Origin of the sequence: Marinicella pacifica, assembly GCF_014636635.1 — a bacterium.
GTDB classification, from domain to species: domain Bacteria; phylum Pseudomonadota; class Gammaproteobacteria; order Xanthomonadales; family Marinicellaceae; genus Marinicella; species Marinicella pacifica.
The window spans coordinates 21,116-48,059 of the sequence record NZ_BMEO01000015.1 but is presented as its reverse complement, the minus strand read 5'-3'; the positions used below and the strand labels follow the sequence as shown (position 1 = coordinate 48,059).

Here is a 26,944-nt window from a genome sequence, read left to right as displayed (position 1 = left end):
ATGACGTAAGTAAATGACATATAAAACAATAACTTATATGTCAGTATAGAATAGTCAATATGAGGAATTGCATCCTGGTGGGCAATTTGGGCCAAGATCCAGAAGTCCGTTACACCCCCGCAGGCGCTGCCGTTACCACCATTTCAGTGGCCACCACTGAGGCCTGGAATGACAAGGACGGCAACAAACAGGAACGCACTGAGTGGCACCGCGTGGTGTTTTTCCGCCGCCTGGCTGAAATTGCCGGCGAATACCTGAAAAAAGGTTCGCAGGTCTATATTGAAGGTCAGTTGCGCACCAATAAATGGCAGGACAAGTCCGGTAACGACCGCTACACCACCGAAATCATCGCCAATGAGTTACAAATGCTTGGCGGCCGTCCCGGTAGTGGCGGCTCAATGGGAGGTGGCGGTAACATGCCCTCAGCCCCAAAAGCCAAGAACCCATCCAATAACAACAATAACAGCAACGATAACGGCCCCAATTACGATGATTTCGATGATGAAATCCCGTTTTAAAGGGCACGCTTTCAATACATAAAAGCCTGAACAAACAGGCTTTTTTTATACCCTTTATTGCAACATTCCTATGGCGGTTAAAATCCGAATTTCATCTGATTCATACCATATTGTGATTGCAGGCTATCGGCAACAATTGGCCAAAGCCATTCATCAAATGGGCGTGAGTTATTCAGTGCTCACTGAAAAACCACTTAAAACAACCCCGCCGGGTGTGCATAAAATCTGTGTGATACCTTTTTCGGCTCTCAGTAAAGCCACAAAAACTGACGATTTAATTCGCCATGGACTGTCATTCAAAAAAACACCCACGCATGTGATTGCCGGTACCGAATCAGGGGTGTTTCCGGCCGCCGTTCTGAGAACAATTTATGATGCCCGCCGTTCTTCTAAAGCCTTGTTAAATCGTTGCACGGATAAATTAGCCATGAAGAACTATTTAAAAGAACACAACATTCCGATGGCTCATTTTGTACCGCATCATAAGGATGTAAATACTGCAGCACTGACCGAAGAATTAGGTTTGCCGGTGGTGGTTAAAGACCGTAAAAATTCCGGTGGGCGCAATGTGGTGATAACACACACAGAAAAAGAACTTGGGCCCTTGCTTAGGCCCGGACGTCTTTACGAGCAATTTATCGATGCCCCGGAGGGCAGTATCGAGTCCTTTATTCATGATGGCCAAATAGTCTTTTCCAGTATCACCGAATACCACACCAATAAAGTGGCGAATATCGTTCCTGCCGGCTTTTCGGATGACGAGCAAAAGCGTATCCGCGCATTCAATGACCGGGTGGTTAAGATGCTCAACATTAAATGGGGTTTAACCCATCTTGAATATTATCGAGACAAAAACGGCTTGCTATTCGGTGAAATCGCCTTACGCCCGCCCGGCGGCTACATCATGGAATTAATTAGCTGCGCCTATGGCTTTGATCCGTGGAATGTATTTGTTCAGCTTGAGCTGGGAATACCGGTTCAAAATCTGCCTAAAACACCCGACCGGATTTGTGGGGTTGTTCTGTTTCATCCCGGTGCGGGCCAGGTGAAAAAAGTTTATCATCCGGTAAAATCAAATTATCCCACACTGGCCAGAACCCACATCAAGGTCAACCCCGGTGATAACATTAAACCGCGCGAAGGCGTCGGTGAAAGTGTCGGACATTGTTTTTTCAGTGCCGACACCTATAACCAGATCAGGGCGGATATTGATCGAATATGCCATGATGACCAGTCAGTCATCGAACTGGTGGATTAACCACTTTGTAATCGAACAGCCAGCCATCGCCTGGCAAAATCAACATCTCTGGAAACCGTCGCCTGACTGCAGTTAAGCATATCAGCGGTTTCAACGATGCTCACACCGGATAAAGTATGTAAGCGAAAAGCCATGGCATGGCGCGGATGAAGTGCTTGTAGGTCATCAATCAAAGTTAATATGTGTAACAGGGTGTGATCAGGTTGTGACAGCCCGGCCGATAAAGACAAGACCGGTTTTTGTCGTTTGATGGCCATGCGTTGACGCAAAAGATCAACACAGGTGGCATGCAAAATGGCAGAAGCCAAGTTATAAAAACCCAGACTGTTTTCCGGGGGATTTTGGTCAACAGCGCGCCCGATGCGTTCATAAGCTTCATGCACCACTTCCTGAGGATTCAGTGAAATGCCACCCACTTGTCGGTGTTTTTGGCGGGCCATGTTTACAAGCTTTTGGTAGGTAATTGTAATTAACTTTTTTCCGGCTTCAGCATCACCATGATGCCACTTCTGAATGAGGATGGTTATTTGACCTTTTGTTGGGCTCATTATATATTGACTAAAAAAGAGTTGATTAGCGAGGACTTACATGCCAAACAGTATAGTGGAATTATTTAATCGGTGCCATCAGTTAGATCGTGTAGAGCAACAAAAGGTCATAGAAAAACTCAGATTAGATGATCCCAAAATGGCGGATGAACTGGATGCACTGCTCAAGGCAGAACCGACCCAATTCGGTATCCCTGCAAAACCTGACGACCACCAAAGTTCATCTTTCCAGATACCCCAGGTTATTGATGAATACCGTGTTGAGGGTATTCTTGGTGTTGGCGGAATGGGTATGGTGCTTCAGGGACATCGTGCCGACATAGATTTGTCTGTTGCCATTAAAGTGGCGCATCAAAGTAACACCAGCAAAACCACAAAAATAGCCCTCGAACAAGAAGCCAAGATTTTGGCCTCATTGGAACACCCCAATATCGCTTCCATCAAAGATTGGGGAACAATTGACAATTTTGGTCACTTTATTGCCACAGAGTTTATCCGCGGCAAAACCATTCGACAATATTGTGAAGATGAAAACCTCTCGATTAAAGCCATTATTCAGCTCTTTTTAAAAGTCATCAGCGCCGTTTCACATGCCCACAGCCGGTTGGTTTTACACCGCGACATTAAACCCAGTAACATCATGGTCACCGACCAGGGTGAGCCTAAACTGATTGATTTTGGTGTGGCTAAAGTCATGACCTCGATTCACGAAAGTGAAGAGCAAACCCTCAGCGCAGGACTCACACCGTCTTATGCCAGCCCCGAGCAGTTGGCAGGGAAGCCATTAAGTATCAGAAGTGACATTTTTTCACTTGGCGTTGTAATGCTTGATTTAGTGCTACCAGTGAATTCTGACCATAAACTCAAATCAATCAACAACATAGAACAGCGGTTACAACTTTCTCGTCAAGAAAACAAAAAAATCTGGCAAGGCCTTAACAATCAAGCCGTCGCTGATTTAGCTTTGGTACTTATTACAGCCACAGCCGAAGATCTTAATGTGCGCTATAAAAATGGTGAAGATTTTGCCAACGATCTTAATGCAATCCTGTCACAAAGACCCATTAAAGCCAGAGCCCCCAGCAGCTGGTATAAGTTTAGAAAATTTGTATCGAGAAACCGTATAGCTGCATCCATTTTTGGAATCACCTTGCTCATGACATTAGCGGCATCTGGTCTTGCTGCCTGGCAATGGCAAGAGGCGATTTTGCAGAAAGAGTTAACATTGCAAACAAACAAAGAACTTGAAAGTTATTCAAATTTCTTAAATACAAATTTTAAATTAATGAATGCATTTAATGGCGGTGATCCTGATCTAAAGATGCGAGAGTTCATGAGTAAAGCTGTAAACTTGCTTAAAAATGAAGAAACTGTACCACCAGAGAGATTAGCCAAACATGCTTTTATGATTTCACAAACTTATAATAGTTGGGGAAAGTATAACGAGTCTTTGGATGTTATTGATGAGGCTTTGAAAATTATTGAAAACACTCATCATCAAAAAATCAGGATTGAATTATTAGCAGAAAAGGTTGTTTTGTTACACAATTTGGCAAATTTTCAAAGCTGTGTAACTACTGCTATTTTAGCTTTAGAATTAGCATCTGCTATACCCCATGATGGTCGTGATAAATTTCAGCTTTCTATTTTAAGCAACTTACAATTTTGTTACGTTGGATTAGGGGAGGTTTCAAAATCTATAAAAGTATCAGAATCTATACTCAAGTTGAAACCAGAACCAGAGATTGCTGCAAAAGCACATTTTGCATTAGCAAACTCTAGAGTTAGCTTAATGCAACTAGAGAAAGGTTATTTAAATTTGGAAGAAACACTTTCCTTCTACAAAAAGGAATATGGAGAAGATTCTGGACTATATTTGAATGCACTCGCTTTACAGTTTAGATACAAATCTCTTTTAAATCCTGAATCTTTAAATGATACGCTAGTGGAAGAGATTAAACAAAAATTTGTATCCGTATATACCCAAGAACACCTTAACAATACCATTGTTAAGGCTACATTTGCAGAAGCATATTATTTGGGAAACCAGATTGATAAGGCTGTAAAGCTACAGAATCAAATGCTTGATGAGTTTACCCAAATTGGACTACCACCAACAGTTATTGCTATGACTAAAATGCTCGCCATAAAGTATTTAATTTTGAATAACGAACTTGATAAGGCGAGTAAACTTCTATTATCAATTGATATAACTGATAGCCAGTTAACTAAAGCAGCAGAATTAAGTCAATTTTATTTGCTTAACTCTGATTTGGCTATAAAGATGGGTCAATTTGAACAAGCGAATAAGTTTTTGATGAAAGCAAAGAATTTTATTGATGAAACCGATTCACCTACAGACGATGTAGATTATTATTTCTTAATTGCGTTAGTAAGTGCAACACAGGATAACTGGCAAAAATGTTATCAATCAGCTAATAATACAGCCAGTAAAGCTATAGGGCTTTATCCAAAAACCTGGCAACTGCCCAACGTTTACCGTTATCTTGCTGATGTCTGTCAGCTAAAACATGACAACAGACAAGTCAATAATAGTGATTTCCCTTATCTGCAGGCGGTTATGGATTCACCCTGGAAGCAGGAAGCGATGCTGGTCTCGCAAATCTTGAATACAGAATAAGCCAATTATACAAACGCCTGCCAGAGCGCCCTTTTAAAATAAAAATTAAGATTTATTGAAAATAGTTGAGGTGATTCAGTCCCTCTTGACGACTTATTAATTACTGTAAGTTAAAAGAGAAAAGAATCATGAAAGATTTAGCCAAAGAACTATTAAATTTTAATAATCTCATCACCCCTCAGGTCATCACCTTTATCTATTGGTTGCTAATGGCCGGCTCGGTTATTGCCGGTTTAGCCGTGATGAATATGGGATATCGCAGCATGACCTTTGTTCAGTTTTTGGTGGGCTTGGGTACAATCGTTATTGGTATTGTTGTCACCAGAATCTGGTGTGAACTACTGATTGTCCTGTTCAAAATGAACGAAGCCCTGCAAGACATCCGCTCAAGCAAGCCATCAGGAGAGCAGTCATGAAAGTCAAATTATATGTATTTTTAGTGGCCTTGTTTTATGGTTTCATAGCGCAAGCCGCTGTTCCTCAAGCGGAAAGAGATGCGCTGGTGGCACTGTATAACAGCACCGATGGCGACAACTGGAATGAAAACACCAACTGGTTGGTGGGAGATCCATGTGATAATTCATGGTATGGGATAACTTGTGGTGTTGATACAGTTACTAAGATAATTTTGGGTGCATATGAAGATGGTAATAACTTAACAGGTTCAATACCTTCAGATATTGAAAACCTGAGCAATTTGAGAAATCTGGAATTAGGTTTTAATCATTTGACTGGCACAATACCTCCAGAAATAGGCAATTTATCAAATCTGGAATATTTAGATTTATGGAATAATCTAATTGAAGGTCAGATACCACAAGAATTAAGTCAATTAAACCTGATATCTTTGGAACTAAATTCAAATCGACTTGAAGGTAATTTACCAGACTGGATAGGTCATATGACCAGCTTGAGGTTTTTGTTTTTAAATAAAAACAAGTTTTATGGGGAAATCCCAACAAGTTATGAGAATTTGATTGGTCTGGTTGCAGGTGGTATTGGGTACAATGCTTTGTATACGGATAATCAGGCCATCATTGATATTTTTGATTACGATAGAGAAGTTCAAACATTAGCTCCCACTGAGTTTGAAATAACTGGATCAAGTCAGTCAAGTATTAGTCTAAAGTGGAGTAAATTGATTCCTGGGTTTAACTGGGAAACCAGGGCTCACTCAGGAGGCCATTCTCTATTTATATCTGAAAACCCTAATGGCCCATTCACTAAAATACATGAAACAGTAAGCAAAAGTGAGATTGCACACACGGTTACAGGTTTATCACCTTCAACAAATTACTACTTCAAAATAGAAACTTTCACAAACCCCAGCAGCGAATACAATCAAAACACTGTCACCAGTGAAAAGAGTGTTGCAGTATCAACCTACACATCGAACTTTTCTACAGAAGTTGATTTGGAGGTTAGTGTAGAAGCTGAAATTCGCAATTCACCCAGTTCCTATGATTATGAAATTAAAGTTAGCAACTTAAGTGCAGTTGATGTTTTTGGAGCAAACTTGATACATAACCTGCCACATGGAACTGTCAATTATGGCTGGACTTGTGAAATAGAATCTGGGAGTGCTGTTTGTCCAAGCATTAGTTCTGATCGTGATCTTGATTTGCTATTAGATTTACCAGCAAACTCAAGCTTGGTTTTTAATTCTAGGGCTTTTTTAGTAATAGATGAAGAAGACAGTGGTTTGATGTTAGCGACCTTGTTGCCTCCTGATAATATTTTAGATACCGACATCAGCAATAATTTTAGTTCAGTCAACATCAGAGACACCATTTTCGCAGATGGTAGTTTTGAGTGACACTCATTATTATATTTCTATAAATTTTTGAAAGATATTATTGGGATATTATTTTCGATGAGATTGGCCTTTAATAAGCCCTTGCGATGTAAGTACTGTCATGGTGGCAAAAATTGTCACCATGGCAGTGAAATATATTTTGGTTTGAGTTCAATAAGACCTGTAATATGGATTTGGGCTTAATTAGCGCACAATTTAGTTGACAGTGAACATTTTGCTTATTATTTTTATTTAAAAAAAGGTGAGATATTTCAGTTGTTTGCTAAAAAGTTCAGGTTCGATAATATATTTTTTGCCAAATTGATGGTGACCTTACTGGGTGTCTATGTTTTTGTAATTAAAGACTACTTTCATCTGGAAGAATACACCAACCAAATGAGTCAGAATGTGACCACACGGTTTCTGTCTTACTTTTACCCCCGGGAACCTGATGACATTGTGGTGGTGAACACCGATCAACACAGTGTCGAGCAATGGCCGCCTTCTTACATTGATTATGCCAAATGGCTTGAATTTCTGATTGATTACAGCCCCAAAGCCATTGTTGTTGATATTAATTTTGAACAGCGGCTGCATGCTGAATACAAAGACGCGCTGGTCGAGGTTTTGGCGGACGCCCATGATTATGAGGTGCCGATTTATGGGATTGTCAGTGAAAATTCTGATCCGGATATTGCTCAGTGGTTAAAGCCCATTGGCACGCGTTGGGATGATCTGGAATTGGGTTATTATCCGATTCGGGATAGTAACAATCATTTCATGGCGGGTGTGCAGATATATCATGATTTTTACACAGAAGTCGATCAGCGTTATCAGGTACCGATGTTTTTAAAATGGCCCAGTCGGCCTTTACCGCAAGGCAGTGGTTTTTGGTCAAAACTCAAAGCCGGTTGGGATTGTGTGCTGCATTGTGCTGATCATCCTGACGACAAACCGTATTTTGATAAATTTAAAGTCCAGGATATGGTGGTGTCGCATCAGCAAGCCACAGAACAATTCACCGATCGCATTGTTTTTTTCGGTAGTGAGCGCCCGGCTTCTAAAGATTTCTTTCCGAATCCGATTTACGGTCAGGTGCCGGGTGTGTTTTTACATGCGTTGGCTTTGGATAACCTGATTAAATACGGGGATAACTACATTAAACGAGATGATTCCTTGCCGCTTTTCGCCGGTCAGGGGGCTGGGGGATTAATCGAAATACTTTTACTGATCACCAATTTGTGTCTGTTTTTACGTTTTGAATCAACCTTGAATGAAGATGATTTCAAGCAACCGCGTCAAGTGGGCAAGGTGTTATTGAAAACGTTTTTATGGGCTGTTTTCTGTTTTGTAATTACTGTGCTGGGCGTGGCCTTGAGCCATCTCTTATTACGTAGTGATCCAAGTAATATCATCGGTTTACTGGCCACCAATATATTTATGTATGAAACGATTTACTATTTTTTTGTGTGGTTATTTGCGTTAAATATTTTTCGTTTGACTGCACGTTCACCATCAAACCAACTAAAGGAGAATCCATAATGATCAGATATATCTTAATCATGCTATTTGCCACAGGCGCTGTTTTTGCGCAAAGCCAGGAGAGCCCTGCCTTTCCAATCGTTAAGTTCAAAAAGGAAATGCTTAAATTGTGGGAATATCCAGAGGCAAAAAATTCCATCAAGATTAAATCATCTGAATTGGGCCAACCTTCGCAAGTGGCGGTTATTGGTTTTGCCGGTAAATCGAATGAACATCTGGTGATTACTTACCAAGGGAATGAGTACAGCTTTTCACGGGCAAAAGTCATTTTAAGTCCTGATTTTGATACAAGAACAGCCACAGGCTTAAGTTGCACCCAATCTAATCTCGGTAAAAATGAGCAAAGAGCAGAAACCACTTCTGTGTGTGAACGATGAGCCGGTTGTTATTTTTGAGAGCGACAATCACTGTGATTTTGTTTCAGGTCTCCTTTAGTCATGCTATTTTACCCGAGGAAGATCAGCCTAAAAAGAAAGTTCCAAAGGTTCAAGTTATTGAGGAGTTGGTAAAGATACGCAACAAAAACCTCAAGAAAATAAAAAGTGGCAGTGACGGTGTCTTAAAGATTCGTTCGGCAGATTTTGATAAGCAGTATTTTATCGGTGGCGACGTTCAAAATTATGTCCAACGTTTAAGCAATGATTTGATTGATGTACTGGCGGATGATTTTCCGGACATTCATCAACAATTGTTGGATCAGATAGAAGTTTATGTGGTGTATGGAAAAACCTTAAATGCACATGCCTCTCATAACAACATCATTTTATTGACATCACAATGGATTATGGATGCCAAAACAGAAGGTGAGATTGTGGCGGTACTGGCGCACGAAATTGCCCACATTATCTTAAAACACCCGGACACCAGTGTGGATAGAGAAGGTCAGGCCAAATCGTTAGAAAAGTTCGTCCAAATAGCCACGGTGGCCACATATTTTGCCAATATAGAAAGCAAATCAAGTGGCGACAATGTTCATTTATACTTGAAAAAATCCGGTCAAGAAGAGATTGCCAATGCAGTCATACTGGGTGCGTTAATGAATGATGTAAAGTTGCATTATATGAACACACGGGTGTCTCGTAAAAATGAAGAACAGGCCGATTATTTAGCAACTGATTTAATGGAAATAGCAGGTGTTAACCCCGATTCAGCTAAGAAAATGCTTCAGCTTTTACATGATGATGAGACCCGAACCGAAGCAGTTCTTGAGTCAGCTGAATCTTTGTTGGAATTAGCAGATCCATTTTTTCAGTCATGGGTCAGTCATGAATTAACCCGTTTGGCCGGCGATGATGTGCTTAAATTGATACTGGCACAGGTTGTACAGCAGTACGCGGCTAAAGTGGCAAATAAATTCAGTGGTTGGCTGAGTGACAAAAGAAGAAGTCATATGAAAGCAGCCATTCGCTATTACCGGGTTGACGATTATATTGATAAGTTTGATTATGGTGGCGATCGCCCATCAAAAAGTGAGCCGGGTGAATTAAGTTATGATGAAATAAAAAACCAAATTATAGCGCTATACAATGAGTTTGAACTGCTGGAAATAGCCAACAATCAAATTGATTTGGGTGAATACAACAAAGCAGAAAAAAATATTAAAGAGGCTTGGAGAAACATATCCAAAAAGAAAAATAAAGAACTCTACCAGCCGGCGGTTATCAAACAATGGGTGGTGCGTTCTAAATTAAGGATAGCACAAGGAAAAAACAAAGATGCTGTTGAAAATGCATGTTTATATATCATGCAGTTTGACAATAAAGACTGCCATAACGAAAACTTTGCGCAACAAGCCGAGGATAAACAATTTATTATTCCACAAGATATGTTTGTATTATTGGCTGAGGCCTACATAAATCTGGGTATGGTCAGCCAAGCAGAGGCGGTTATTCAACAGGGTGCTGAATACTATGATATCCATCCTTTTCATTTACATCATGTGTTTTTGGCTTGCCAAGCTAAAGATTATCAAAGATTTGATGAATCACTGGAATTGTGTCAGGACAGAAGTCATTTTGATTCAGCCAAGTTTTGTGGTGTTATCCGCAATGATTTAGATGTCATGAAAAAAACGGCTGACGAAGAATTACAAAAGACAAATCCGTTTGCAAGAGCCAAATTTGAGGACATTAACTGGTGGGAATCCTGTGGAATGGTAAGTAATCGTCCCTTTAGTTCTGTAAAAAGTTATCGACAAATAAGCGAAATAAGAGAACAAACAGAACAATTGATCGAGCAAAGAAAGCAACGCATGAAAGAAGAACAAGATAACCAAGCCAAGGTTGGAACAGCCGTTGAGTCAATTTAATTGAATCGCCCGAGCCCTTATAAAATCAGGCGGGCGCAAGTGGCTGATTTTCTGCAAATTGCCGCTTTAGACCGCGTCGGGTGGCAACAAAATAAAGCTGCCGACTATATACCGGACGGGGAGCATCTTTGGCGGTTTTTTGTGGCGTATTCCGCTGTTTTCGTGGCTGAACATGATGAAAAAATCATTGGTTTTGCCAATGTGTTTCGGGCCAATGATAAGGCGATTTTTGTATTGCTTAAGGTGGTTGTTGATCGTAAATTTCGTGGTCAAGGTGTGGGACAAGGCCTGTTCTCTCAGGTTGTAAAGGAATGTGATCGCCATGGTTTTGCTTGTTTGACTACAGTCGATCCCGAAAATAATAGCATGTTGCATGTGTGCCAGAAATTTGGCTTTACTGAAAAAGAATACAAAGCGGGTTATTATCGACCTGAAGAACATCGTTATGTCTTGAAGCGTTACCCCTCCCGTTAAACCGATTGCTGAATAGGTTTTCGTGCATTACGCCGGTTAATCATCACCGAAGACACTAAAATTAACAGCGCAAAGACAATAAACGCCCTTGTGAGGCTTGCCCCCAGAAACACGATTAAAATCGCCGTGGAAAACACAGGAATCAAATAAGCCAAACCCAGCACCGGTTTTATATGGCGGCTTTTCAGGGCCGCTTCCCAGGCAATATAACCCAAATTAACCACAGAAAAACCCACCAAACCAAACCATTCCCGGCTATCGGGTATGATCGGGCTTTCAAACACAATGCTGATGATACCGGCACACAATCCCATAAGCCCAAACACATAAAATAAACCACCTCGGGGAGCCTGAATAAGTCGGGTCAGATTATTGTAGAGCGCCCATATCAAGGCGGCCATTAAAGCCAGGAGATAGCCCCAATGAGCATTTTCAGACACCGTGAATTCACCTGTATGACTGAATGTTAATAAGCCGACACAACCGATAAATGCCGTCATCAGCCAAAACCAAAACACCCGATCCAGTCGAGCCACCCTAAAAAACAAGCCGCCCAACAACGCAGTGAAAACCGGCCATAAATAATTGAGCAAATTAACATGCAAAGCCGGCGCCAGTTTGAAAGACAGCACATAACAACAAAAATAACCAAATATACCGACAAAACTCACCCAGAAGCCAGTATTGAGCCGTGCAACAGCAGGAATCACGGGTCGCCATAAGAAATGGATAGCCACATAATAAAAGCAGGTTAGCAAAGAACTCACGGCCAGCGTCATAAAGGCCGGTACATTGCCGGTCAGCACCATCATGAGTGCTGATAACGACCATAAAATAACCGCTGTCAGCCCCAAAAGAGTGGCTGAATTCAATTTGGTCTGCAGAAGGTGGTTGTTTACTGAATGATTTTTCATGAGGTAAATACAGCATCAATATCGACTAAAAGATAAGTGTCCGGGTGGCTTGGGAAAAGTTGGCACACCAAAATATGACCTTTCCTCACTGCCCGGACACTTAATTATAGTCGCATATTGACCGTAAAGTGGTTCTTTGGCACATACCATCTAATAATTAATGAAAATAAATGATGCATTTTTAAGTGATTTGTCGACTTAAGAATTAATCAATCAGTTCAATGGGAAAGCAGCATGAAAAAATTTAACAAACTTTGTTTATTAATAGGGCTTTTAATGGTTAGTGCCGTTACACAAGCAACACCGCAAATGGCAGTAGAAATTAATCCCAATCCGCCGGCCATCGGTGAAATGGTGGATGTCCAAATTCTGTTATCCAATTCGGATAACACCGTAACCGGTAACTTGTCGGTTGAGCTGGTGTGGCCGCAGTATTTGCACGGCAACATAAGAGGACAAATCGGTGGTGGTGCCTGTTACGGTTCTTGTAGCACCGGAGAAGTGTTTCTTTGGGACACTTCGGACTTAGGCAGTTTGGCTTCCGGGCAGTCAAAATTAATCGCTGTGAATTCTGCCATATCCAATAATACACCGGATGGTTCAAACCTTGATTTTATTATCAGACTTTATGAAAATGGATATTTGCGCCAGACCATCAACAAAACCATTACCACAAGCACCACAGGCGAATTGGATTTAACCATTCAGTCCCGGTCAAACTTTGTGCAAGCCGGTGGACAGGTTATTTATGATGTGGTTTATGGTAACCACAGTGCCACACCGGCACAAAATACCCTGTTGAGTGTTCCGGTACCACCCGGGACAACTTATGCCTCCGCCACAGGTAATGGTGTGCTCAATAATGGTGTGGTTGAATGGAATTTAAACACCCTGCCGGACTACAGTCACGGCCGGCAACAAGTTACCTTTGATGTGAATGCCGGTTTAAATGAGGGGGATTTTATCAATATCGAGTCAGCAGAAATTTCAGCGGATTATAATTTTGTAAATCAGAGTGCTTTTGCTGATGCAATCGGTGTCATAAAAGCACATGAAACGCTCAAGTTCTCAGTGGAAGTGAACCCCAATCCGATTGAGTCCGGAGAAACTTTTGATATTCAGCTTAAAATCAGCAATACGGGTAGTGTCAATGAAGATTTATCGGGTTTGACGTTTCAGTGTGTTGATTATGTCCGAGAATATTATAAAACAACCGGTGGCGCCACTAATTATAATGGATGTTATGGGGGTGAATTTATCACCTGGAGTGATACCGCATTGGGTGTTTTGCCACCGGGTGAAACGGTTGTTGTCTCAGTCAATTCCTATGTTAATCAAGGGACTAATTCCGGCCAGGTGATTCCATTTGAGGCCCTGGTTTTTGTGGATGGCTATTGGCGTGGTCGCGTTTCCCACAGCATTGCTGTGGATAATGACAGCGGTTTGGATCTGACGGTGAGTCCACAAAATAATCCCGTGGCGCAGAATAATCAGCTGATTTATAACTTAAGCTACGGCAATCACAGCACCGCTCAAGCCACCAATGCTGTATTAAGTTTTCCTTTGCCCGAAGGCGCCATATTTGTTTCTGCGAGCGGTAATGGTTCATTGAATGGTGATGTGGTCGAGTGGACCATCGGCACCATAGCAGCCAATAGCCATGGCTTTCATCAGCTTACGCTGTTGGTGGATGGCGGACTAACCGATGGTACACCCTTGCTTGTTGAATCGGCGGTATTACAAGCCACCATCAACTATTTGCCTCAGGAGGCACAGGCCACGGCTGTAACACACGTCAAAACAAATGAACCCTTGCGTTTTGAGATGGAAGTGAACCCGAATCCGGTAGAGCCCACAGAAACCTTTGACATTCAGTTAAAAATCACCAACACAGGTGTTGTTAACGAGGATTTATCGGGTTTGAAGTTTCAGTGTGTTGATTATGTTCGGATATATTACAAAGCCACCGGTGGCGCAACAAATTACAGTGGTTGTGATGCGGGTGAATTTATTGATTGGAGTGATGCGGTGTTAGGCATTTTACCTCCGGGTGAAAGCCATGTGATTTCCGTCAATTCCTATGTAAACCAAGGGGTGGCCTCGGGTCGTGTGATTCCCTTTGAAGTGATGATGTATGCGGGTGGATTATGGCGCGGCAGCGTTTATGACAATGTGGTGGTGGATGCTGACAGTGGTCTGGATTTAGCGGTTTATCCACAGTCTGACCCGGTGGCACAAGGTGCTCAACTGCTTTACAAATTAAATTATGGTAATCACAGCAACTTACAGGCCAACAACACACATTTAACATTTCCCATACCAGAAGACACAACTTTTGTGTCCGCCAGTGGCAATGGTGTGTTCAATAATGGTGTTGTTTTCTGGAATTTGGCTGAATTAGCGACAGGCCAATTTGGTCAGGAACAGGTTATTGTTGCGGTTGATAATGGACTGGCTGATGGTGAAACACTGGTTGTCAATGCAGCAGCGCTTAAAGCATCAATCAATTATCTGACTGAAACCGTACAGGCCACGGCGGTCAGTCAGGTTAAAATGAATGAGCCGCTGCAATTTGAGATGGAGGTGAACCCCAATCCCGTCGAACCTTCAGAAACCTTTGACATCCAGTTAAAAATCACAAACACCGGAATGGTCAATGAGGATTTGTCAGATTTGCTGTTTCAATGTGTTGATTATGTTCGGATGTATTATAAGACCACTGGAGGTGCGACAAATTACAGTGGCTGTTCCGGTGGTGAATTTATTGCATGGAGTGATGCAAATTTAGGCTTGTTACCGCCCGGTGAAAGCATGGTGTTATCCGTGAATTCTTACGCAGGTCAAGGGGTGGCCTCGGGTCGGGTTATTCCTTTTGAAGCCATGGTATACGTGGATGGACTATGGCGTGGTGGTGTTTACAGCAACACCACAGTGGATGCGGACAGTGGCTTGGATCTGGCGATTGATCCCCAGATGGATCCGGTGATGCCGGGGGCTCAATTAACATATCATTTAACCTATGGCAATCACAGTGGTTTTCAGGCCATCAATGCCAGTCTGGTCTTTTCTGTCCCTCAAGGGACAAGTTTTGTGTCTGCCTCCGGAGGCGGTATCGAAAATAACGGTACGGTTACATGGCAATTAAGTCAAATTAATTCAGGACAAGGTGGCAGAGAACAGGTTGTGGTTGAAGTTGATTCTGCATTGCCACAGGGCGCTCTATTAACGGTTGAAAACGGTTTTATACAGGCTGACATTGATGGGTTGTCACAATCAAGTCACGCCATGAGCAGCAGTGAAGTTAATTTACCTGTCGATTTTGCTCTGGATATTATGGCCTGGCCGGTACCTGTTGACACAAATGATCAGTTAAATATGCTCATCGATATCAAAAACCTGCAAACCGTCAACAGTGATAATTTAAGTTTACGACTGATGTGGCCGGATTATATGGATCAGTACCCGGTAGCGACCAATGGCGGTTCCTGTTCTGATTGCGGTATTGGCGGTTATTTATCTTGGGATGAGAATGATTTAAGTTTATTGCCCCCACAAGGTATATTGAATATTTCTGTGGTGGAAGACGTCGATTATTACACACAAAGAGGTCGGGTTATTCCTTTTGAAATTGAGCTGTTTGAAGGGGGTATTTACCGTCGTAGTATCAGTGACAGTGTCTTGGTGGGTGATTTTACTGACTTCGATAATGATGGTATAGCCGATCCTTTTGATGAAGATGACGATGATGATGGTATGCCCGATTGGTGGGAAAATTACTATGGTTTGAACCCTTATAATCCGGCCGATGCGCATCAAGACCCCGATAATGACAACTTCACCAACTTACAAGAATATTTAAACGGTACTCATCCATTTATTTCAGATATTCCTGACTTAATATTTGAAGATGGGTTTGAAAGTTAAAATGGACAAATCCGAAGAGCCTCTGTCTTCGTGGCTCTTCGGATTGAAGTCAATGCTGTTAGTCAAAATATGTCGCACATATTTAACAGACATGAGGAAAATGCTCGCATAAACCTATAACTTACCTTAAAGTAAAAATCGAATTGTTCTTAAATATGTCCTAATTATTAAATATGCAACAACTTACTATCAAATTAAGTCCTGATGTTACCAAACAATATTTGGAAATTGTGGAAAGTAAAACACAGGCAGAACAAGAGAATAGTATGGAGGCATCCGGAGTGACTTTAGATATTAAGCTCAGTTTAATGCCAGGTTTGGAAATGCTTGATGACATACTGATAGATGGTCAATCTTTGATGTTGAATAAGGATGAAATTAATGGGGTCAGTGTATTGCTTGAAGACCTTGAAAATTAAACTTGTGAGACTCTAACAAGGGAAAAGGCACAATAAATCAATGATGAAAACAATAAAAAAATTAAAAGAACACAGCCCATCGACTACTGAACTTATGAATTTGGACTATAAGTTTCAGCCAGAATTGACTGTTAAATTAGACGAAACGAAGTCTGAATTTGATCAATCCGTGATAAACGAAATCGTTTTGTGGAAAACCAATCGCTATGCTCAATTAAGTATTGAAACGCTCAATTTGGTCAATAAAATTGACCCAAATTCTGATGCCATAGATTTAGATTTAACCCATAAGGTGTTAACAAATTTACTCAAAACCAAGGGTGTTCGATTGCCCATGGCTTCGACTATTTTAAGATTCAGGAACCCATATATTTACCAAATTATTGATCAAAGGGTTTTTCGATTACTGTATGGGTATGAGCTTAAATTAAAAGAGTATATAAATGATAATAATATAAATGAAAATATAAATCGATACCTGGACTATTTAATTGAATTAAAAAATACTTGTGATGAATACCAAATCCCGTTTACTGAATCAGACAGAATTTTCTACGCATACGACAAAAAAGTGAACAAAAAGAACATTAATTAAAATTGTCTAAAGCAGTTTTACTATTCAGGGTGTTTAGTTTTTTAATCTATTGCCCCAAAGCAAAAATCCCTTTAATCACCAGACTAATCATTCCGACCGCCAGCAAACCCAAACACCACAGGCCGATAAACCAGAGCCATTGTTTTGTTTTTGATTTTGTCATGATATTTAATACATGTGCTCGTGACTGCTTTTACCGCGGAAGGTGAAGAAGCTGAAGGCGGTGTAAGCAAGGATAATGGGTAGGAATATAACTGTACCAACCAGTAGCAGCATTAGTGAACTGTTGCTGGCGGCTGCTTGCCAAAGGGTCAGTTCAAAAGGTACGATCCAGGGGAAAATGCCGATAGCCAGTCCCACATAGCCGGTGACAAATAGTACCATGGCATAAATAAAAACTTGATTATGAGAGACTTTGTTTTGTAAATGCCGAATAATTTGTACTATCGTAAACAGGCTGATTAAAGGTATGGGTAATAAATACCAAAAGTTGGGAAATGTAAACCAGAGTTTGGCGATGCGTTCATCCATCAGTGGCATAATCATACTGATTAAGGCCATAAATAAGACCACGAAAATCAGGCAATATTTACCGGCGATGCGGGCCCACTTTTGGGTGATTTCATCGGTTTTCATTATGGTCCACCCGGCACCCAGTAAGCCATAAGCAAAGATCAAACCAACACCGCTAAACACGGCAAAGCCGTTGGCCCAATCCAAGGGGCCACCGGCGTATTGGCCATCGATGACGGTAAAGCCTTGCACAAAGTTACCTAAAATCAGGCCTTGCATAAAAGTGGCGAGTAAGGAGCCAAAATGGAAAGCCGCATCCCAGACCCAGCGTTTCATACCGGCTTTGAAGCGAAATTCAAAGGCCACGCCGCGGAAAATTAAGCCGATAAGCATCAAGATAAAGGGTAAGTAAAGTGCCGGCAGCACAATGGAATAGGCCAGCGGAAACGCGGCAAATAAACCGCCGCCACCAAGCACCAGCCAGGTTTCGTTGCCATCCCAGAAAGGTGCCACCGAATTCATCATCCGGTCACGGCATTGTTCTGAGGGCGCGAAGGGGAATAAAATTCCGACACCCAAATCAAAACCATCCAACAGTACATAAAGAAAAATGGCCAGGGCTAAAATGCCACCCCAGATAAGTGGCAAATCAAGCCAATTTGCAAATTCACTCATCACTCACCTCACTGCCTACTCGTTGGCGGCTGTGTTGATAATAATCCGGATCACTTTGATCACCCGGGCCTTTTTTGAAAATTCTGAAAATATAATAAGTGCCGGCGCCGAACAGGGCGGTATAAACCACGACAAAAATACCCAAAGACAAAGCCACTTGCTCACCGATGACCGGAGATAAGCTGTCCGCTGTTCGTAAATGACCAAATACGGTGTACGGTTGACGGCCGATTTCCGTGACAAACCAGCCGGCAATAATGGCCACGAAACCGGACGGTCCCATTAATACACACCATCGCATAAACCAATCAGAGCGGTATAAGTGCCCGCGCCAATAACGCCAGGCGGCGACTAATCCTGTAAAAATCATGGCAAAACCCACCGCCAGCATCACCCGAAAAGACCAGAATACCGGCGCCACGGGTGGGTGTTCTTCGACCGGCCAATGGTTTAAGCCTTTAACTTCACCATCCAAACTGTGTGTCAGAATCAGACTGGATGCATAGGGAATGTTGAGTTCAAAGTCATTGCGTTGTTCTGTTTGATTGGGCCAGGCGAGGACGCGAAAAGGTGCGCCTTGCTCGGTTTCCCAGACCCCTTCCATGGCCGCCACTTTAATCGGTTGATGTTCTAAGGTGTTTAAGCCGTGTAAGTCACCAATAATGAGTTGTGCCGGGGCCACAAACAAGGCCATGAGCATCGACATGCCCAGCATAATCCGGGCTTCGGGTAAGTGTCGCTGTTTCAGAATATGCCAGGCACCGACGGCACCCACCACAAAAGCGGTGGTTAAAAAGGCCGCGGTGACCATGTGTATCAGTCGGTAAGGGAAGGATGGATTAAATATAATCGCCCACCAGTCCTCAGGATGAAAAACCCCGGCAGCATCACGGCTGAAACCGGCCGGTGTTTGCATCCAGCTGTTGGCCGATAAAATCCAAAAAGCTGAAATTAAAGTGCCCACCGCGACAATCACGGTGGCGGCAAAGTGCATCTTTTGACTAACCCGGCCCCAGCCGAACAGCATAATACCCAGAAATGAAGCCTCCAGAAAAAAGGCGGTCAAAACTTCATAACCAAGCAGTGGTCCGAGTATATTGCCGGTTTGGGTGGAAAATAACGACCAGTTGGTACCGAATTGATAGCTCATCACCACACCGGACACCACCCCAAGACCAAAAGCCACAGCGAAAACTTTCACCCAAAAACGATAAAGCCGCTTATAAACCGGGTTGTCGGTTTTTAGCCATAAACCTTCAAGCACTGCTAAGAAGCTGGCCAGACCAATGGTAAAGGCAGGAAAGATAATATGAAAGGCAATGGTAAAACCGAATTGAATGCGTGCCAGAAGCAGGGCATCAAAGTTGTCTAATACAGCCATGATAAAATATATTAGAAAAATATAATTATAGTTTATTTAAATTATTAATTCAAATACTGGATGATATAAATGGAATTTATCACCGTATAGCCAAGCTATGTTGATAAATAAAATTGACACAGGTCATCATTTAATCGGCTTTGATTTTATTTTGATGAAGGCGATGCTAAAATGAGGACTTTCTTAAAACGAACGTTTGAATATGGCTAATTTACCCGCACCGATTAAAGACATACAATTTATTGCCGATGAAGTTTTGGACTTGACCGGCCACTACCAAAAGCTTGGCGTTCATGAAGAGCTGGATGCTGAAACCTTTGTGACAGTTCTGGATGAAGCGTCCAAGTTTTTGCATGAATATGTTGGACCGTTAAACAACCCGGCTGATGCGCAAGGTTGTCGTATTGAGGGCAACATAGTGACCACGCCGGATGGTTTTAAGGAACTCTATAAAAATTACTGTGAATCCGGTTGGTCGTCGTTGGATGGTGACCCTGAATATGGCGGCCAGGGCTTAAGTTACTGGCTTCAACTGATCTTAGGTGAACTTAACACCTATTATTGCCCCGGTTGGTCAAATTATCCGGGATTAACCCACGGTGCCAGAGAATTATTGGATCATTTTGCCTCGGAAGAACTGCAAGCAAAGGTATTACCGAAACTCACCACCGGCGAATGGTCGGGCACCATGTGTTTGACTGAGCCGCAATGCGGGACTGATCTGGGGATGGTGGCCACCGCAGCGAAACCCGCAGGTGATGGTAGCTACCGTGTCTCCGGTACCAAAATATTTATCACCTCCGGTGAACATGATTTGACCGAGAATATCATCCATTTGGTTTTGGCGCGTTTACCGGATGCACCTGAAGGCACCAAAGGCATATCGTTGTTCCTGGTACCAAAATTTCTGATTAATGATGATTTAAGTGTCGGTGAACGCAATGGTGTGGCGGCGGCCAGTATAGAGCATAAAATGGGCTTAAACAGTTCCGCCACCTGCGTGATGAATTTTGATGACGCCAAAGGTTATTTAATCGGTGAGCCCAATCAGGGTTTGCGTATTATGTTTACGATGATGAACGGTGCCCGTTTAAATACCGGTATTCAAGGTCTGGCAGCCACCCAGGCTTCTTTTCAAAATGCGCTGGCTTATGCCAAAGAACGGCTGCAGATGCGGGCGCCGGAAGGGCCTAAATACCCCAATAAACCGGCCGATCCGATTATTGTCCATCCCGATGTGCGGCGCATGTTATTAACCCAAAAAGCTTTTGCCGAGGGAAATCGTGCGATGGCTTATTTCGCCGGACAGCAGCTTGAGGTGATTAAACATTCCAAAGACGCTGAAGAAGTGAAGCGGGCTGAACAGATACTGGCTTTTTTAATTCCCATTATTAAAGGTTTTATCACCGAAACGGCTTTGGAGGCCACCACTCATGGCATACAGATTTATGGCGGCCATGGTTACATCAAAGAACACGGCCAGGAACAGTGGTACCGTGATGCCAGAATATTTACCTTGTATGAGGGCACCACCGGGATTCAGGCCCTGGATTTAACCGGACGAAAATTATTACAAATTCAAAAAGGTCAAATCGGCCACATGGCGGACATTATTCAGGATTTTATCAACCAGCATGACACACCTTATAACAAGCAACTGCAAAAAGCGCTTGATGACTGGCAAGACATAACAGCATTTATTACCCGGTCTGCCACCAAGGATCCGAATGAAGTGGGATCGGCTTCGGTGGATTACCTGATGTTGTCAGGTTATGTTGTCCTTGCATATTTCTGGGCGCGATTGCATAATTCAGCTGAGCACAGCAAAGGTCAGCTCGGTGCGGAATTTTATGCCGGTAAACAAAAAACGGCAGCATTTTATTTTGCCAAAATATTACCACGGATTGAAAGCCACCAGGCAAGCATCCGTTCGGGGGCTGATTCTTTGATGGATATTCAGGCATCAGAATTTTAATGAACCAGATTGCGTATACCTAAAAAACAATTCATAACATTATTAACATGGCTTTTCATCGTGTTAACCGGGGTGGTTTGGGGGCAGTTTTTACTGTTCCCCAAGCACCTGTCCGGTGAGATTGAATCGGCCACCGCGCCGCAAAAGTTAAGTGCCGATATTCAAAGTCGCCCGCCATTATCCGGCTACCACTTATTGGGTTCTTCTGCCACCACTGAAACCGACTTAAATCCCGCCATAACTGGTGAAACCGGTTTGGATTTAATCATAACAGGCACCTTTGCAAGCAATGAAAAAGAACACGGTCAGGCGTATATTCGGCAACCCGGCGGTGATGAGAAAATGTTCCAGGTGGGTGACCGGGTGTTTAATGTGGCCAAATTAAGCGCCGTTTATCCCGATTATGTGCTTTTGGAACACAATGGCCGGCAGGAAAAGCTGTCTTTGTCCAAAAACAGAATCCAAAGCAACTTTGGTGGTTCAGCGCCTTTAAATATAAACCAAAACCAAAGCGACGGCGGTGTGCAAAATCCGCTAACCGGTGGTCCCCAAAACTGGCAGGAAGCCTTAAATCAAACCAAATATGATCCCAATAAGATTGCCAAACTGGCCGGCAATGTGAGCGTGGTACACAATAATTCGGGTCAGATTGCCGGTTTGAAAGTATCTGCTTTAAGTGCCAATGATGCCTTGATGCGGCAGGGATTGCGCAGCAATGACCGCATCATCGCCATCAATGGCGTGGCCATCGCCGGAGATAACTTATTTGCCATTAAGCAACAGCTTGAGCAAGGCCAAAGCGCAACCGTGACAGTTAACCGCAACGGTCGGGAAATCCGCCTCAACCTCAATTTATCTGAGTTTCAACAATGACCAAAACAACCCATCTCATCTTGATAATCTCCTGGCTAATATTCAGCCTGACTGCCGCTGCACAACAAAAGGAACAACCGACCCATACTTTAAATTTACAGGACACGGATATTCGCTTACTGGTGGAAACCATCAGTGATATGACGGGAAAGAATTTTGTGGTGGATCCTGAGGTGCAGGGGAAAATCACGGTGATCTCCAGTCAGCCGATTCCAGAAGATGAGGTGTATGACTTGTTTTTATCCGTGCTCAGCGTCAATGGTTACACCACCGAAGAACAGGGCAATGTCATTAAAATTTTACCGCTGAGTAAAAGTAATCCGATGTATGCGCAAACCGACGGTCATCCCGATGACATGATGACCCGGATTTTCCGGATTGAACACATGTCAGCGGATGATGTCACGCAGGTGATTAAATCAATTAATCCCAAAGCCAAAATCATTGCCAATGCCGATGGCAATATGCTGATTGTTTCGGATAAGCGTAGTCACCTGGATAAAATGAAGTCATTGATTGATAACATTGACTTGCAATCAGACAGTGCCATAGAACTGATGGCATTACAACACGCCAACGCCCGGGATGTGGCTGAGACCCTGACACAGTTGCTTGATACCGGAAATAATTTAGGCCCGCAAACCAAAATTGTTGCCGACAGCCGCACCAATACCCTGGTGGTGAGCGCCAATCCCGCTTTGAAAAATAAAATACAGGGTATTATTCAGGAATTAGATCAACCCTTACAAACCAACACCCAGGCCCAGGTGGTTTATTTGAAATACGCCTCGGCAGACAATCTGGTACCGATTTTAACCACCCTCGCCAACAGTCAGCAAGGCGAGGAAAGTACCGATAACAGCATCAGTATTCAAGCCCATAACGAAACCAATTCGCTGGTGATTAAAGCGCCACCGGCGGTGTATCGCAATATCGAACAGGCCATTGCCAAACTCGACATCAGACGCCAGCAAGTGTTGGTGGAAGCGATTATTGCCGAAGTGTCGGTGGACAACTCCAAAGAACTGGGGGTTGACTGGTATGCGCCGATTGCCGGCGATGGTGATGATGGTTTGGTGGGAGGATCATTTACCGGTAGTCAACTGCCCAATCTGGGTGCGGACGATCCGTTGGATGTGTTTGGCAGTTTATTGTCAGGCGGTTTGAACCTGGGGTATCTGAATTTTGGCATCGGCAACGACGGTGAAAACCAATTCAAATTCGGCGGCTTACTGCGCGCCATCAGCACCGATGGTAACAACAACATTTTATCCACACCATCGGTGGTGACTTTAAATCACCAGGAAGCCTCTTTATCGGTGGGTCAGGAAGTGCCTTTTGTGACCGGTCAATATTCGGCCACCGGCAATGCCGACAGTTCCGGCTCACCCAATCCATTCACCACCATTCAACGTGAAGACGTGGGTTTGTCTTTAACCGTAACGCCGCATATCAATGAAGGCGGGCAAATTGTGGTGGACATTGCCCAGGAAATATCCAGTATCGATCCCAACGCCACCACCGCGGTGGACATTGTCACCAAAAAACGCACCTTAAATACATCAGTGATGATTCCGGATAATTCGGTGCTGGTGCTGGGTGGTTTGATTGATGATTCGGTGCAGGAAAGCATTAAAAAAGTACCCTTGCTCGGTGATATTCCCTTAATACGAAATTTATTCAGAACCAAAAAGCGCACCCGGGTGAAACGTAATTTAATGATATTTATCCATCCGCAGATACTCCACACGGATGGCCATCAGGAAGCCATCACTCGTCAGCGTTATGACGACATTCGCCGGCAGCAATTAGAGGAAGTGAAACCCGAGACTTTTCGCCGCGGCAAGCCTGAATTAGCCCCTTTGAAAGATCAGGTCAGTGACGGACCGCCCTGAGTACTATGAAATCTATTGAGTTACCCAGCTATCGTTTTGCCAAAAACCGGGGGGCCACCATCTGGCAACAAGCCGATGACGGCACCTTGACGCTGGCGGTTTCAGAAAAAGCCCAGCCGTCCGCCATCGCCGAATTACAACGCTTGTCCCAACAACCGGTTGAGCTGAAATTTCTGGATGAAAACCAATACCGCAAGGTGATACAAAAAATATACCACCACCAGCAATCCATGACCGAAGACGTGGTGGCGGACCTGGACAGCAGTGAGTCGGAACTGGCGCAAGTGGCCGAAGTGCTGGCAGAGCCTGAGGACTTACTGGAAAGCAAAGACGACGCGCCGATTATTCGGCTCATTAACGCTTTACTGGCCGATGCCGTGAAATTGGGGGCCTCGGATATCCATGTGGAACCGGGTGAGCAGCAATTGTCGATTCGTTACCGGGTTGATGGTGTTTTACAGGAGGTGCTGACCCCCGATCGCGCATTGGCCGGTTTAATCGCTTCGCGCATTAAAATCATGTCGAAACTGGAAATTGCCGAAAAGCGCCTGCCGCAAGACGGCCGCATTTCCTTAAAAATCGCCGGCCACCCGATTGATGTGCGGGTCTCCACCATACCAGGTGCCTTTGGTGAACGCATTGTGATGCGCTTATTGGATAAACAAAGCGGTCAATTGTCTTTAAAACAGCTGGGTATGAACGACACCCATCTGGCGCAGATGCAGCAATTGCTACAACTTCCGCATGGTATTGTGCTGGTCACCGGCCCCACCGGTTCGGGTAAAACCACCACCTTGTATGCCGCCTTAGAAGCGCTGAATGAACGCTCGCGGAATATCATGACCATAGAAGACCCCATTGAATACCACCTTGATGGCATCAGTCAAACCCAGGTTAACAGCCGAATTGACATGACCTTTGCGCGGGGTTTACGCGCCATTTTACGGCAGGACCCTGATGTCATAATGATTGGCGAGATTCGAGATCTGGAAACCGCAGAAATCGCCATCCAGGCGAGTTTAACCGGTCATCTGGTGTTTTCAACCCTGCACACCAACACCGCCATCGGTGCGGTGACCCGATTGATTGATATGGGCGTGCCGCCGTTTTTATTGGCTTCATCGGTGAAAGCCATGATTGCCCAGCGTCTGGTCCGGCGTTTGAATCCCGCGCATCGAATTAAACAAGCCCTCACAACACAAAGTCGAGAAACTTTGGGTTTGCCGGAGAATGTAGAACATATTTATCAAGCGGATGAGCATTTACCGATACAACAGGCCTACAGTGGCCGAATTGGGATTTATGAAATCATCACCATGACTGAAAACTTAAAACAACTGATTCATCAACAACAAAACGAACAGGTGTTGGCGGCAGAAGCCCGGCAGCATTTTGCGCCGATGGCGGCCGATGCCCGCGAAAAATTACTGGCCGGTATCACCTCAGCGGATGAGATTATGCGGGTTTTAAGTGACTGAGCATGGAGGCCTTTGAATACACATCCTTAGATGCCGCCGGACGCACCCGTAAAGGCATTGTTCAGGCCGAAAGTGCTAAACAGGCACGCCAGTTAATTCGCGCTCAGCAGCTCACGCCGATTGATGTCAAACAGGTGATTGAACGCCGCAGCCGTCAATCAGACAGCCGTCAGTTTCGAATACGTTTTAAAAAAAATGAACTACCGCTGGTGATTCGGCAATTGGCCACATTGGTGGAAGCGGGTTTGCCGCTGGATGAGGCGCTAACCACTTTGCAAGAGCAAAGTGATCACCGCAATACTGAGCGGATATTATCCACTTTACATGCCAAGGTTATGGAAGGCCAGTCGCTGGCTTATGCCATGCGCTTATTCCCCAGAGCCTTTGATGAACTGGTGGCCACCAGTGTCGAAGCCGGCGAACAGGCCGGACAACTGGCCGAAGTGTTATTGCAATTGGCCGATTATCTGGAAACCCGCGAAACCCTCGGTAAAAAATCCTTATCAGCATTAATTTATCCGATGATTTTAATTGTCACCGCCATTGCGGTGGTGGCCGGATTGATGGTTTACATCGTGCCCAAAGTGATTGATGTGTTTGCCTCGGCCAATGTGGCCTTGCCGATGATGACGCAGATTTTAATTACCGTCAGTGACTTTCTGGCTGGCTACGGCTGGTTATTGTTGCTGGTGTTTGTGTTGTTGCTCATGGCTTTTTTCGCTGCTCTGCAAAAACCTGAATTTCGTTTGGCCTGGCATCGGGGGTTGTTGAGGTTGCCGGTTTTTGGCCCATTGACCCGAACCGCGCAAAGCGCTCGTTTTACCCGGACGCTGGGGATTTTAACACACAGTGCGGTGCCGATTGTGTCGGCCTTGTCCCTGGCCGCTCAAGTGGTGCGCAATGCAGTCATGCAACAGGCCTGTCAACAAGTGGCGACGTCGGTGCGTGAGGGTGCCTCACTGGCCGGTGCCATGCGTTCGGTGGGGGAATTTCCGTCGCTGGCTGTCAAACTGGTGCATTCCGGTGAACAAAGCGGTCGGTTGAGTGAAATGCTGAACCGCATTGCCCTGGTGCAGGAGCGGGACGTGGAAAGTAAGCTCACCACCTTAACCAATGCCATTCAGCCGCTGGCAATCTTGTTTGTGGGTCTGATGGTGCTGTTTATTGTCCTCGCCATGCTGTTACCCATATTTCAGATCAATACCTTGTTGAATTAGA

The 26,944-nt window shown here is 43.8% G+C and carries 21 protein-coding genes; 17 read left to right on the top strand and 4 right to left on the bottom strand.

All coding sequences use genetic code 11. The annotated features are described in order from the left end of the window. Window positions 1–59 precede the first annotated feature (59 nt). Both IEV16_RS12285 and IEV16_RS12280 read left to right on the top strand, forming a co-directional pair. On the top strand, window positions 60–518 hold the full coding sequence (locus tag IEV16_RS12285) for a single-stranded DNA-binding protein (protein WP_188366017.1): 459 nt from the start codon (window positions 60–62) through the stop codon (window positions 516–518). A 70-nt stretch (window positions 519–588) separates the two neighbouring features. Continuing rightward, complete coding sequence (locus IEV16_RS12280; RefSeq protein ID WP_188366016.1) at window positions 589–1,776, top strand: ATP-grasp domain-containing protein; 1,188 nt, start codon at window positions 589–591, stop codon at window positions 1,774–1,776. Here the strand turns inward: IEV16_RS12280 and IEV16_RS12275 are convergent. Further along, window positions 1,773–2,324: a sigma-70 family RNA polymerase sigma factor gene (locus IEV16_RS12275; RefSeq protein ID WP_188366015.1), complete on the bottom strand. Its 552-nt coding sequence runs from the start codon at window positions 2,322–2,324 to the stop codon at window positions 1,773–1,775. The two genes, IEV16_RS12280 and IEV16_RS12275, sit on opposite strands and share 4 nt — an antisense overlap. Before the next feature lie 40 nt (window positions 2,325–2,364). Here IEV16_RS12275 and IEV16_RS12270 point away from each other — a divergent pair, with 40 nt between their 5' ends. From IEV16_RS12270 to IEV16_RS12240, 7 genes are all read left to right on the top strand, one after another. Continuing rightward, window positions 2,365–4,965: a serine/threonine protein kinase gene (locus IEV16_RS12270; RefSeq protein WP_188366014.1), complete on the top strand. Its 2,601-nt coding sequence runs from the start codon at window positions 2,365–2,367 to the stop codon at window positions 4,963–4,965. A gap of 128 nt (window positions 4,966–5,093) precedes the next feature. Then, window positions 5,094–5,381 (top strand): DUF4282 domain-containing protein, encoded by a 288-nt coding sequence (locus tag IEV16_RS12265; RefSeq protein WP_188366013.1) that lies wholly within the window; start codon window positions 5,094–5,096, stop codon window positions 5,379–5,381. Next, a complete protein-coding gene (locus tag IEV16_RS12260) occupies window positions 5,378–6,781 on the top strand; it encodes a fibronectin type III domain-containing protein (RefSeq protein WP_188366012.1) in 1,404 nt (467 codons plus the stop codon). The genes IEV16_RS12265 and IEV16_RS12260 overlap by 4 nt, the downstream gene beginning before the upstream one ends. A gap of 303 nt (window positions 6,782–7,084) precedes the next feature. After that, complete coding sequence (locus tag IEV16_RS12255) at window positions 7,085–8,302, top strand: CHASE2 domain-containing protein (RefSeq protein ID WP_188366011.1); 1,218 nt, start codon at window positions 7,085–7,087, stop codon at window positions 8,300–8,302. Continuing rightward, on the top strand, window positions 8,302–8,679 hold the full coding sequence (locus IEV16_RS12250) for a hypothetical protein (protein WP_188366010.1): 378 nt from the start codon (window positions 8,302–8,304) through the stop codon (window positions 8,677–8,679). Before IEV16_RS12255 ends, IEV16_RS12250 begins: the two co-directional genes overlap by 1 nt. 14 nt (window positions 8,680–8,693) lie before the next feature. Continuing rightward, window positions 8,694–10,610, top strand: a complete 1,917-nt coding sequence (locus IEV16_RS12245; RefSeq protein ID WP_188366009.1) for a M48 family metalloprotease — start codon at window positions 8,694–8,696, stop codon at window positions 10,608–10,610. Then, entirely contained in the window at window positions 10,611–11,084 is a 474-nt protein-coding gene (locus tag IEV16_RS12240; protein WP_188366008.1) for a GNAT family N-acetyltransferase, read from the top strand. Here the strand turns inward: IEV16_RS12240 and IEV16_RS12235 are convergent. Beyond that, window positions 11,081–11,956: a DMT family transporter gene (locus IEV16_RS12235; protein WP_188366007.1), complete on the bottom strand. Its 876-nt coding sequence runs from the start codon at window positions 11,954–11,956 to the stop codon at window positions 11,081–11,083. The two genes, IEV16_RS12240 and IEV16_RS12235, sit on opposite strands and share 4 nt — an antisense overlap. A gap of 351 nt (window positions 11,957–12,307) precedes the next feature. On the opposite strand from IEV16_RS12235, the gene IEV16_RS12230 reads away from it, so the two are divergent. From IEV16_RS12230 to IEV16_RS12220, 3 genes are all read left to right on the top strand, one after another. After that, a complete protein-coding gene (locus IEV16_RS12230; protein ID WP_188366006.1) occupies window positions 12,308–15,922 on the top strand; it encodes a DUF11 domain-containing protein in 3,615 nt (1,204 codons plus the stop codon). 173 nt (window positions 15,923–16,095) lie between these two features. Further along, the gene (locus IEV16_RS12225; protein ID WP_188366005.1) at window positions 16,096–16,341 is read left to right on the top strand and encodes a hypothetical protein; all 246 of its coding nucleotides are present in this window, start codon (window positions 16,096–16,098) and stop codon (window positions 16,339–16,341) included. A gap of 40 nt (window positions 16,342–16,381) precedes the next feature. Beyond that, the gene (locus IEV16_RS12220) at window positions 16,382–16,936 is read left to right on the top strand and encodes a hypothetical protein (protein WP_188366004.1); all 555 of its coding nucleotides are present in this window, start codon (window positions 16,382–16,384) and stop codon (window positions 16,934–16,936) included. 168 nt (window positions 16,937–17,104) lie between these two features. Here the strand turns inward: IEV16_RS12220 and cydB are convergent, their stop codons facing one another. Together cydB and IEV16_RS12210 are read right to left on the bottom strand one after the other, a co-directional pair. Beyond that, window positions 17,105–18,124, bottom strand: coding sequence for a cytochrome d ubiquinol oxidase subunit II (cydB, locus tag IEV16_RS12215; protein WP_188366003.1), 1,020 nt, complete (start codon window positions 18,122–18,124; stop codon window positions 17,105–17,107). Next, the gene (locus IEV16_RS12210) at window positions 18,117–19,505 is read right to left on the bottom strand and encodes a cytochrome ubiquinol oxidase subunit I (RefSeq protein ID WP_188366002.1); all 1,389 of its coding nucleotides are present in this window, start codon (window positions 19,503–19,505) and stop codon (window positions 18,117–18,119) included. Before IEV16_RS12210 ends, cydB begins: the two co-directional genes overlap by 8 nt. 202 nt (window positions 19,506–19,707) lie before the next feature. On the opposite strand from IEV16_RS12210, the gene IEV16_RS12205 reads away from it, so the two are divergent. From IEV16_RS12205 to gspF, 5 genes are read left to right on the top strand one after another with little or no spacing between them, the layout of a single operon-like run. Continuing rightward, window positions 19,708–21,480 carry an acyl-CoA dehydrogenase C-terminal domain-containing protein gene (locus tag IEV16_RS12205; RefSeq protein WP_188366001.1) on the top strand — a complete coding sequence of 591 codons (1,773 nt, stop codon included), beginning with the start codon at window positions 19,708–19,710 and terminating at the stop codon, window positions 21,478–21,480. A gap of 60 nt (window positions 21,481–21,540) precedes the next feature. Further along, a complete protein-coding gene (locus IEV16_RS12200) occupies window positions 21,541–22,353 on the top strand; it encodes a type II secretion system protein N (protein WP_188366000.1) in 813 nt (270 codons plus the stop codon). Continuing rightward, on the top strand, window positions 22,350–24,248 hold the full coding sequence (gspD, locus tag IEV16_RS12195; protein WP_188365999.1) for a type II secretion system secretin GspD: 1,899 nt from the start codon (window positions 22,350–22,352) through the stop codon (window positions 24,246–24,248). Before IEV16_RS12200 ends, gspD begins: the two co-directional genes overlap by 4 nt. A gap of 5 nt (window positions 24,249–24,253) precedes the next feature. Then, window positions 24,254–25,726, top strand: coding sequence for a type II secretion system ATPase GspE (gspE, locus tag IEV16_RS12190; RefSeq protein WP_188365998.1), 1,473 nt, complete (start codon window positions 24,254–24,256; stop codon window positions 25,724–25,726). Window positions 25,727–25,728: 2 nt separating this feature from the next. Further along, window positions 25,729–26,943, top strand: coding sequence for a type II secretion system inner membrane protein GspF (gene gspF / locus IEV16_RS12185; RefSeq protein ID WP_188365997.1), 1,215 nt, complete (start codon window positions 25,729–25,731; stop codon window positions 26,941–26,943). Window position 26,944 lies beyond the last annotated feature (1 nt).

Excerpts from the sequence above, each read along its gene's own strand:
- IEV16_RS12225 (WP_188366005.1), top strand. The coding sequence starts at position 16,096 with ATGCAACAACTTACTATCAAATTAAGTCCTGATGTTACCAAACAATAT.
- gspD (WP_188365999.1), top strand. The coding sequence starts at position 22,350 with ATGACCAAAACAACCCATCTCATCTTGATAATCTCCTGGCTAATATTC.
- IEV16_RS12210 (WP_188366002.1), bottom strand. The coding sequence starts at position 19,505 with ATGGCTGTATTAGACAACTTTGATGCCCTGCTTCTGGCACGCATTCAA.
- IEV16_RS12250 (WP_188366010.1), top strand. The coding sequence starts at position 8,302 with ATGATCAGATATATCTTAATCATGCTATTTGCCACAGGCGCTGTTTTT.
- cydB (WP_188366003.1), bottom strand. The coding sequence starts at position 18,124 with ATGAGTGAATTTGCAAATTGGCTTGATTTGCCACTTATCTGGGGTGGC.
- IEV16_RS12255 (WP_188366011.1), top strand. The coding sequence starts at position 7,085 with ATGGTGACCTTACTGGGTGTCTATGTTTTTGTAATTAAAGACTACTTT.
- IEV16_RS12220 (WP_188366004.1), top strand. The coding sequence starts at position 16,382 with ATGATGAAAACAATAAAAAAATTAAAAGAACACAGCCCATCGACTACT.
- IEV16_RS12230 (WP_188366006.1), top strand. The coding sequence starts at position 12,308 with ATGGCAGTAGAAATTAATCCCAATCCGCCGGCCATCGGTGAAATGGTG.
- IEV16_RS12260 (WP_188366012.1), top strand. The coding sequence starts at position 5,378 with ATGAAAGTCAAATTATATGTATTTTTAGTGGCCTTGTTTTATGGTTTC.
- IEV16_RS12265 (WP_188366013.1), top strand. The coding sequence starts at position 5,094 with ATGAAAGATTTAGCCAAAGAACTATTAAATTTTAATAATCTCATCACC.
- gspE (WP_188365998.1), top strand. The coding sequence starts at position 24,254 with ATGAAATCTATTGAGTTACCCAGCTATCGTTTTGCCAAAAACCGGGGG.
- IEV16_RS12275 (WP_188366015.1), bottom strand. The coding sequence starts at position 2,324 with ATGAGCCCAACAAAAGGTCAAATAACCATCCTCATTCAGAAGTGGCAT.
- IEV16_RS12270 (WP_188366014.1), top strand. The coding sequence starts at position 2,365 with ATGCCAAACAGTATAGTGGAATTATTTAATCGGTGCCATCAGTTAGAT.
- IEV16_RS12280 (WP_188366016.1), top strand. The coding sequence starts at position 589 with ATGGCGGTTAAAATCCGAATTTCATCTGATTCATACCATATTGTGATT.
- IEV16_RS12285 (WP_188366017.1), top strand. The coding sequence starts at position 60 with ATGAGGAATTGCATCCTGGTGGGCAATTTGGGCCAAGATCCAGAAGTC.
- gspF (WP_188365997.1), top strand. The coding sequence starts at position 25,729 with ATGGAGGCCTTTGAATACACATCCTTAGATGCCGCCGGACGCACCCGT.
- IEV16_RS12205 (WP_188366001.1), top strand. The coding sequence starts at position 19,708 with ATGGCTAATTTACCCGCACCGATTAAAGACATACAATTTATTGCCGAT.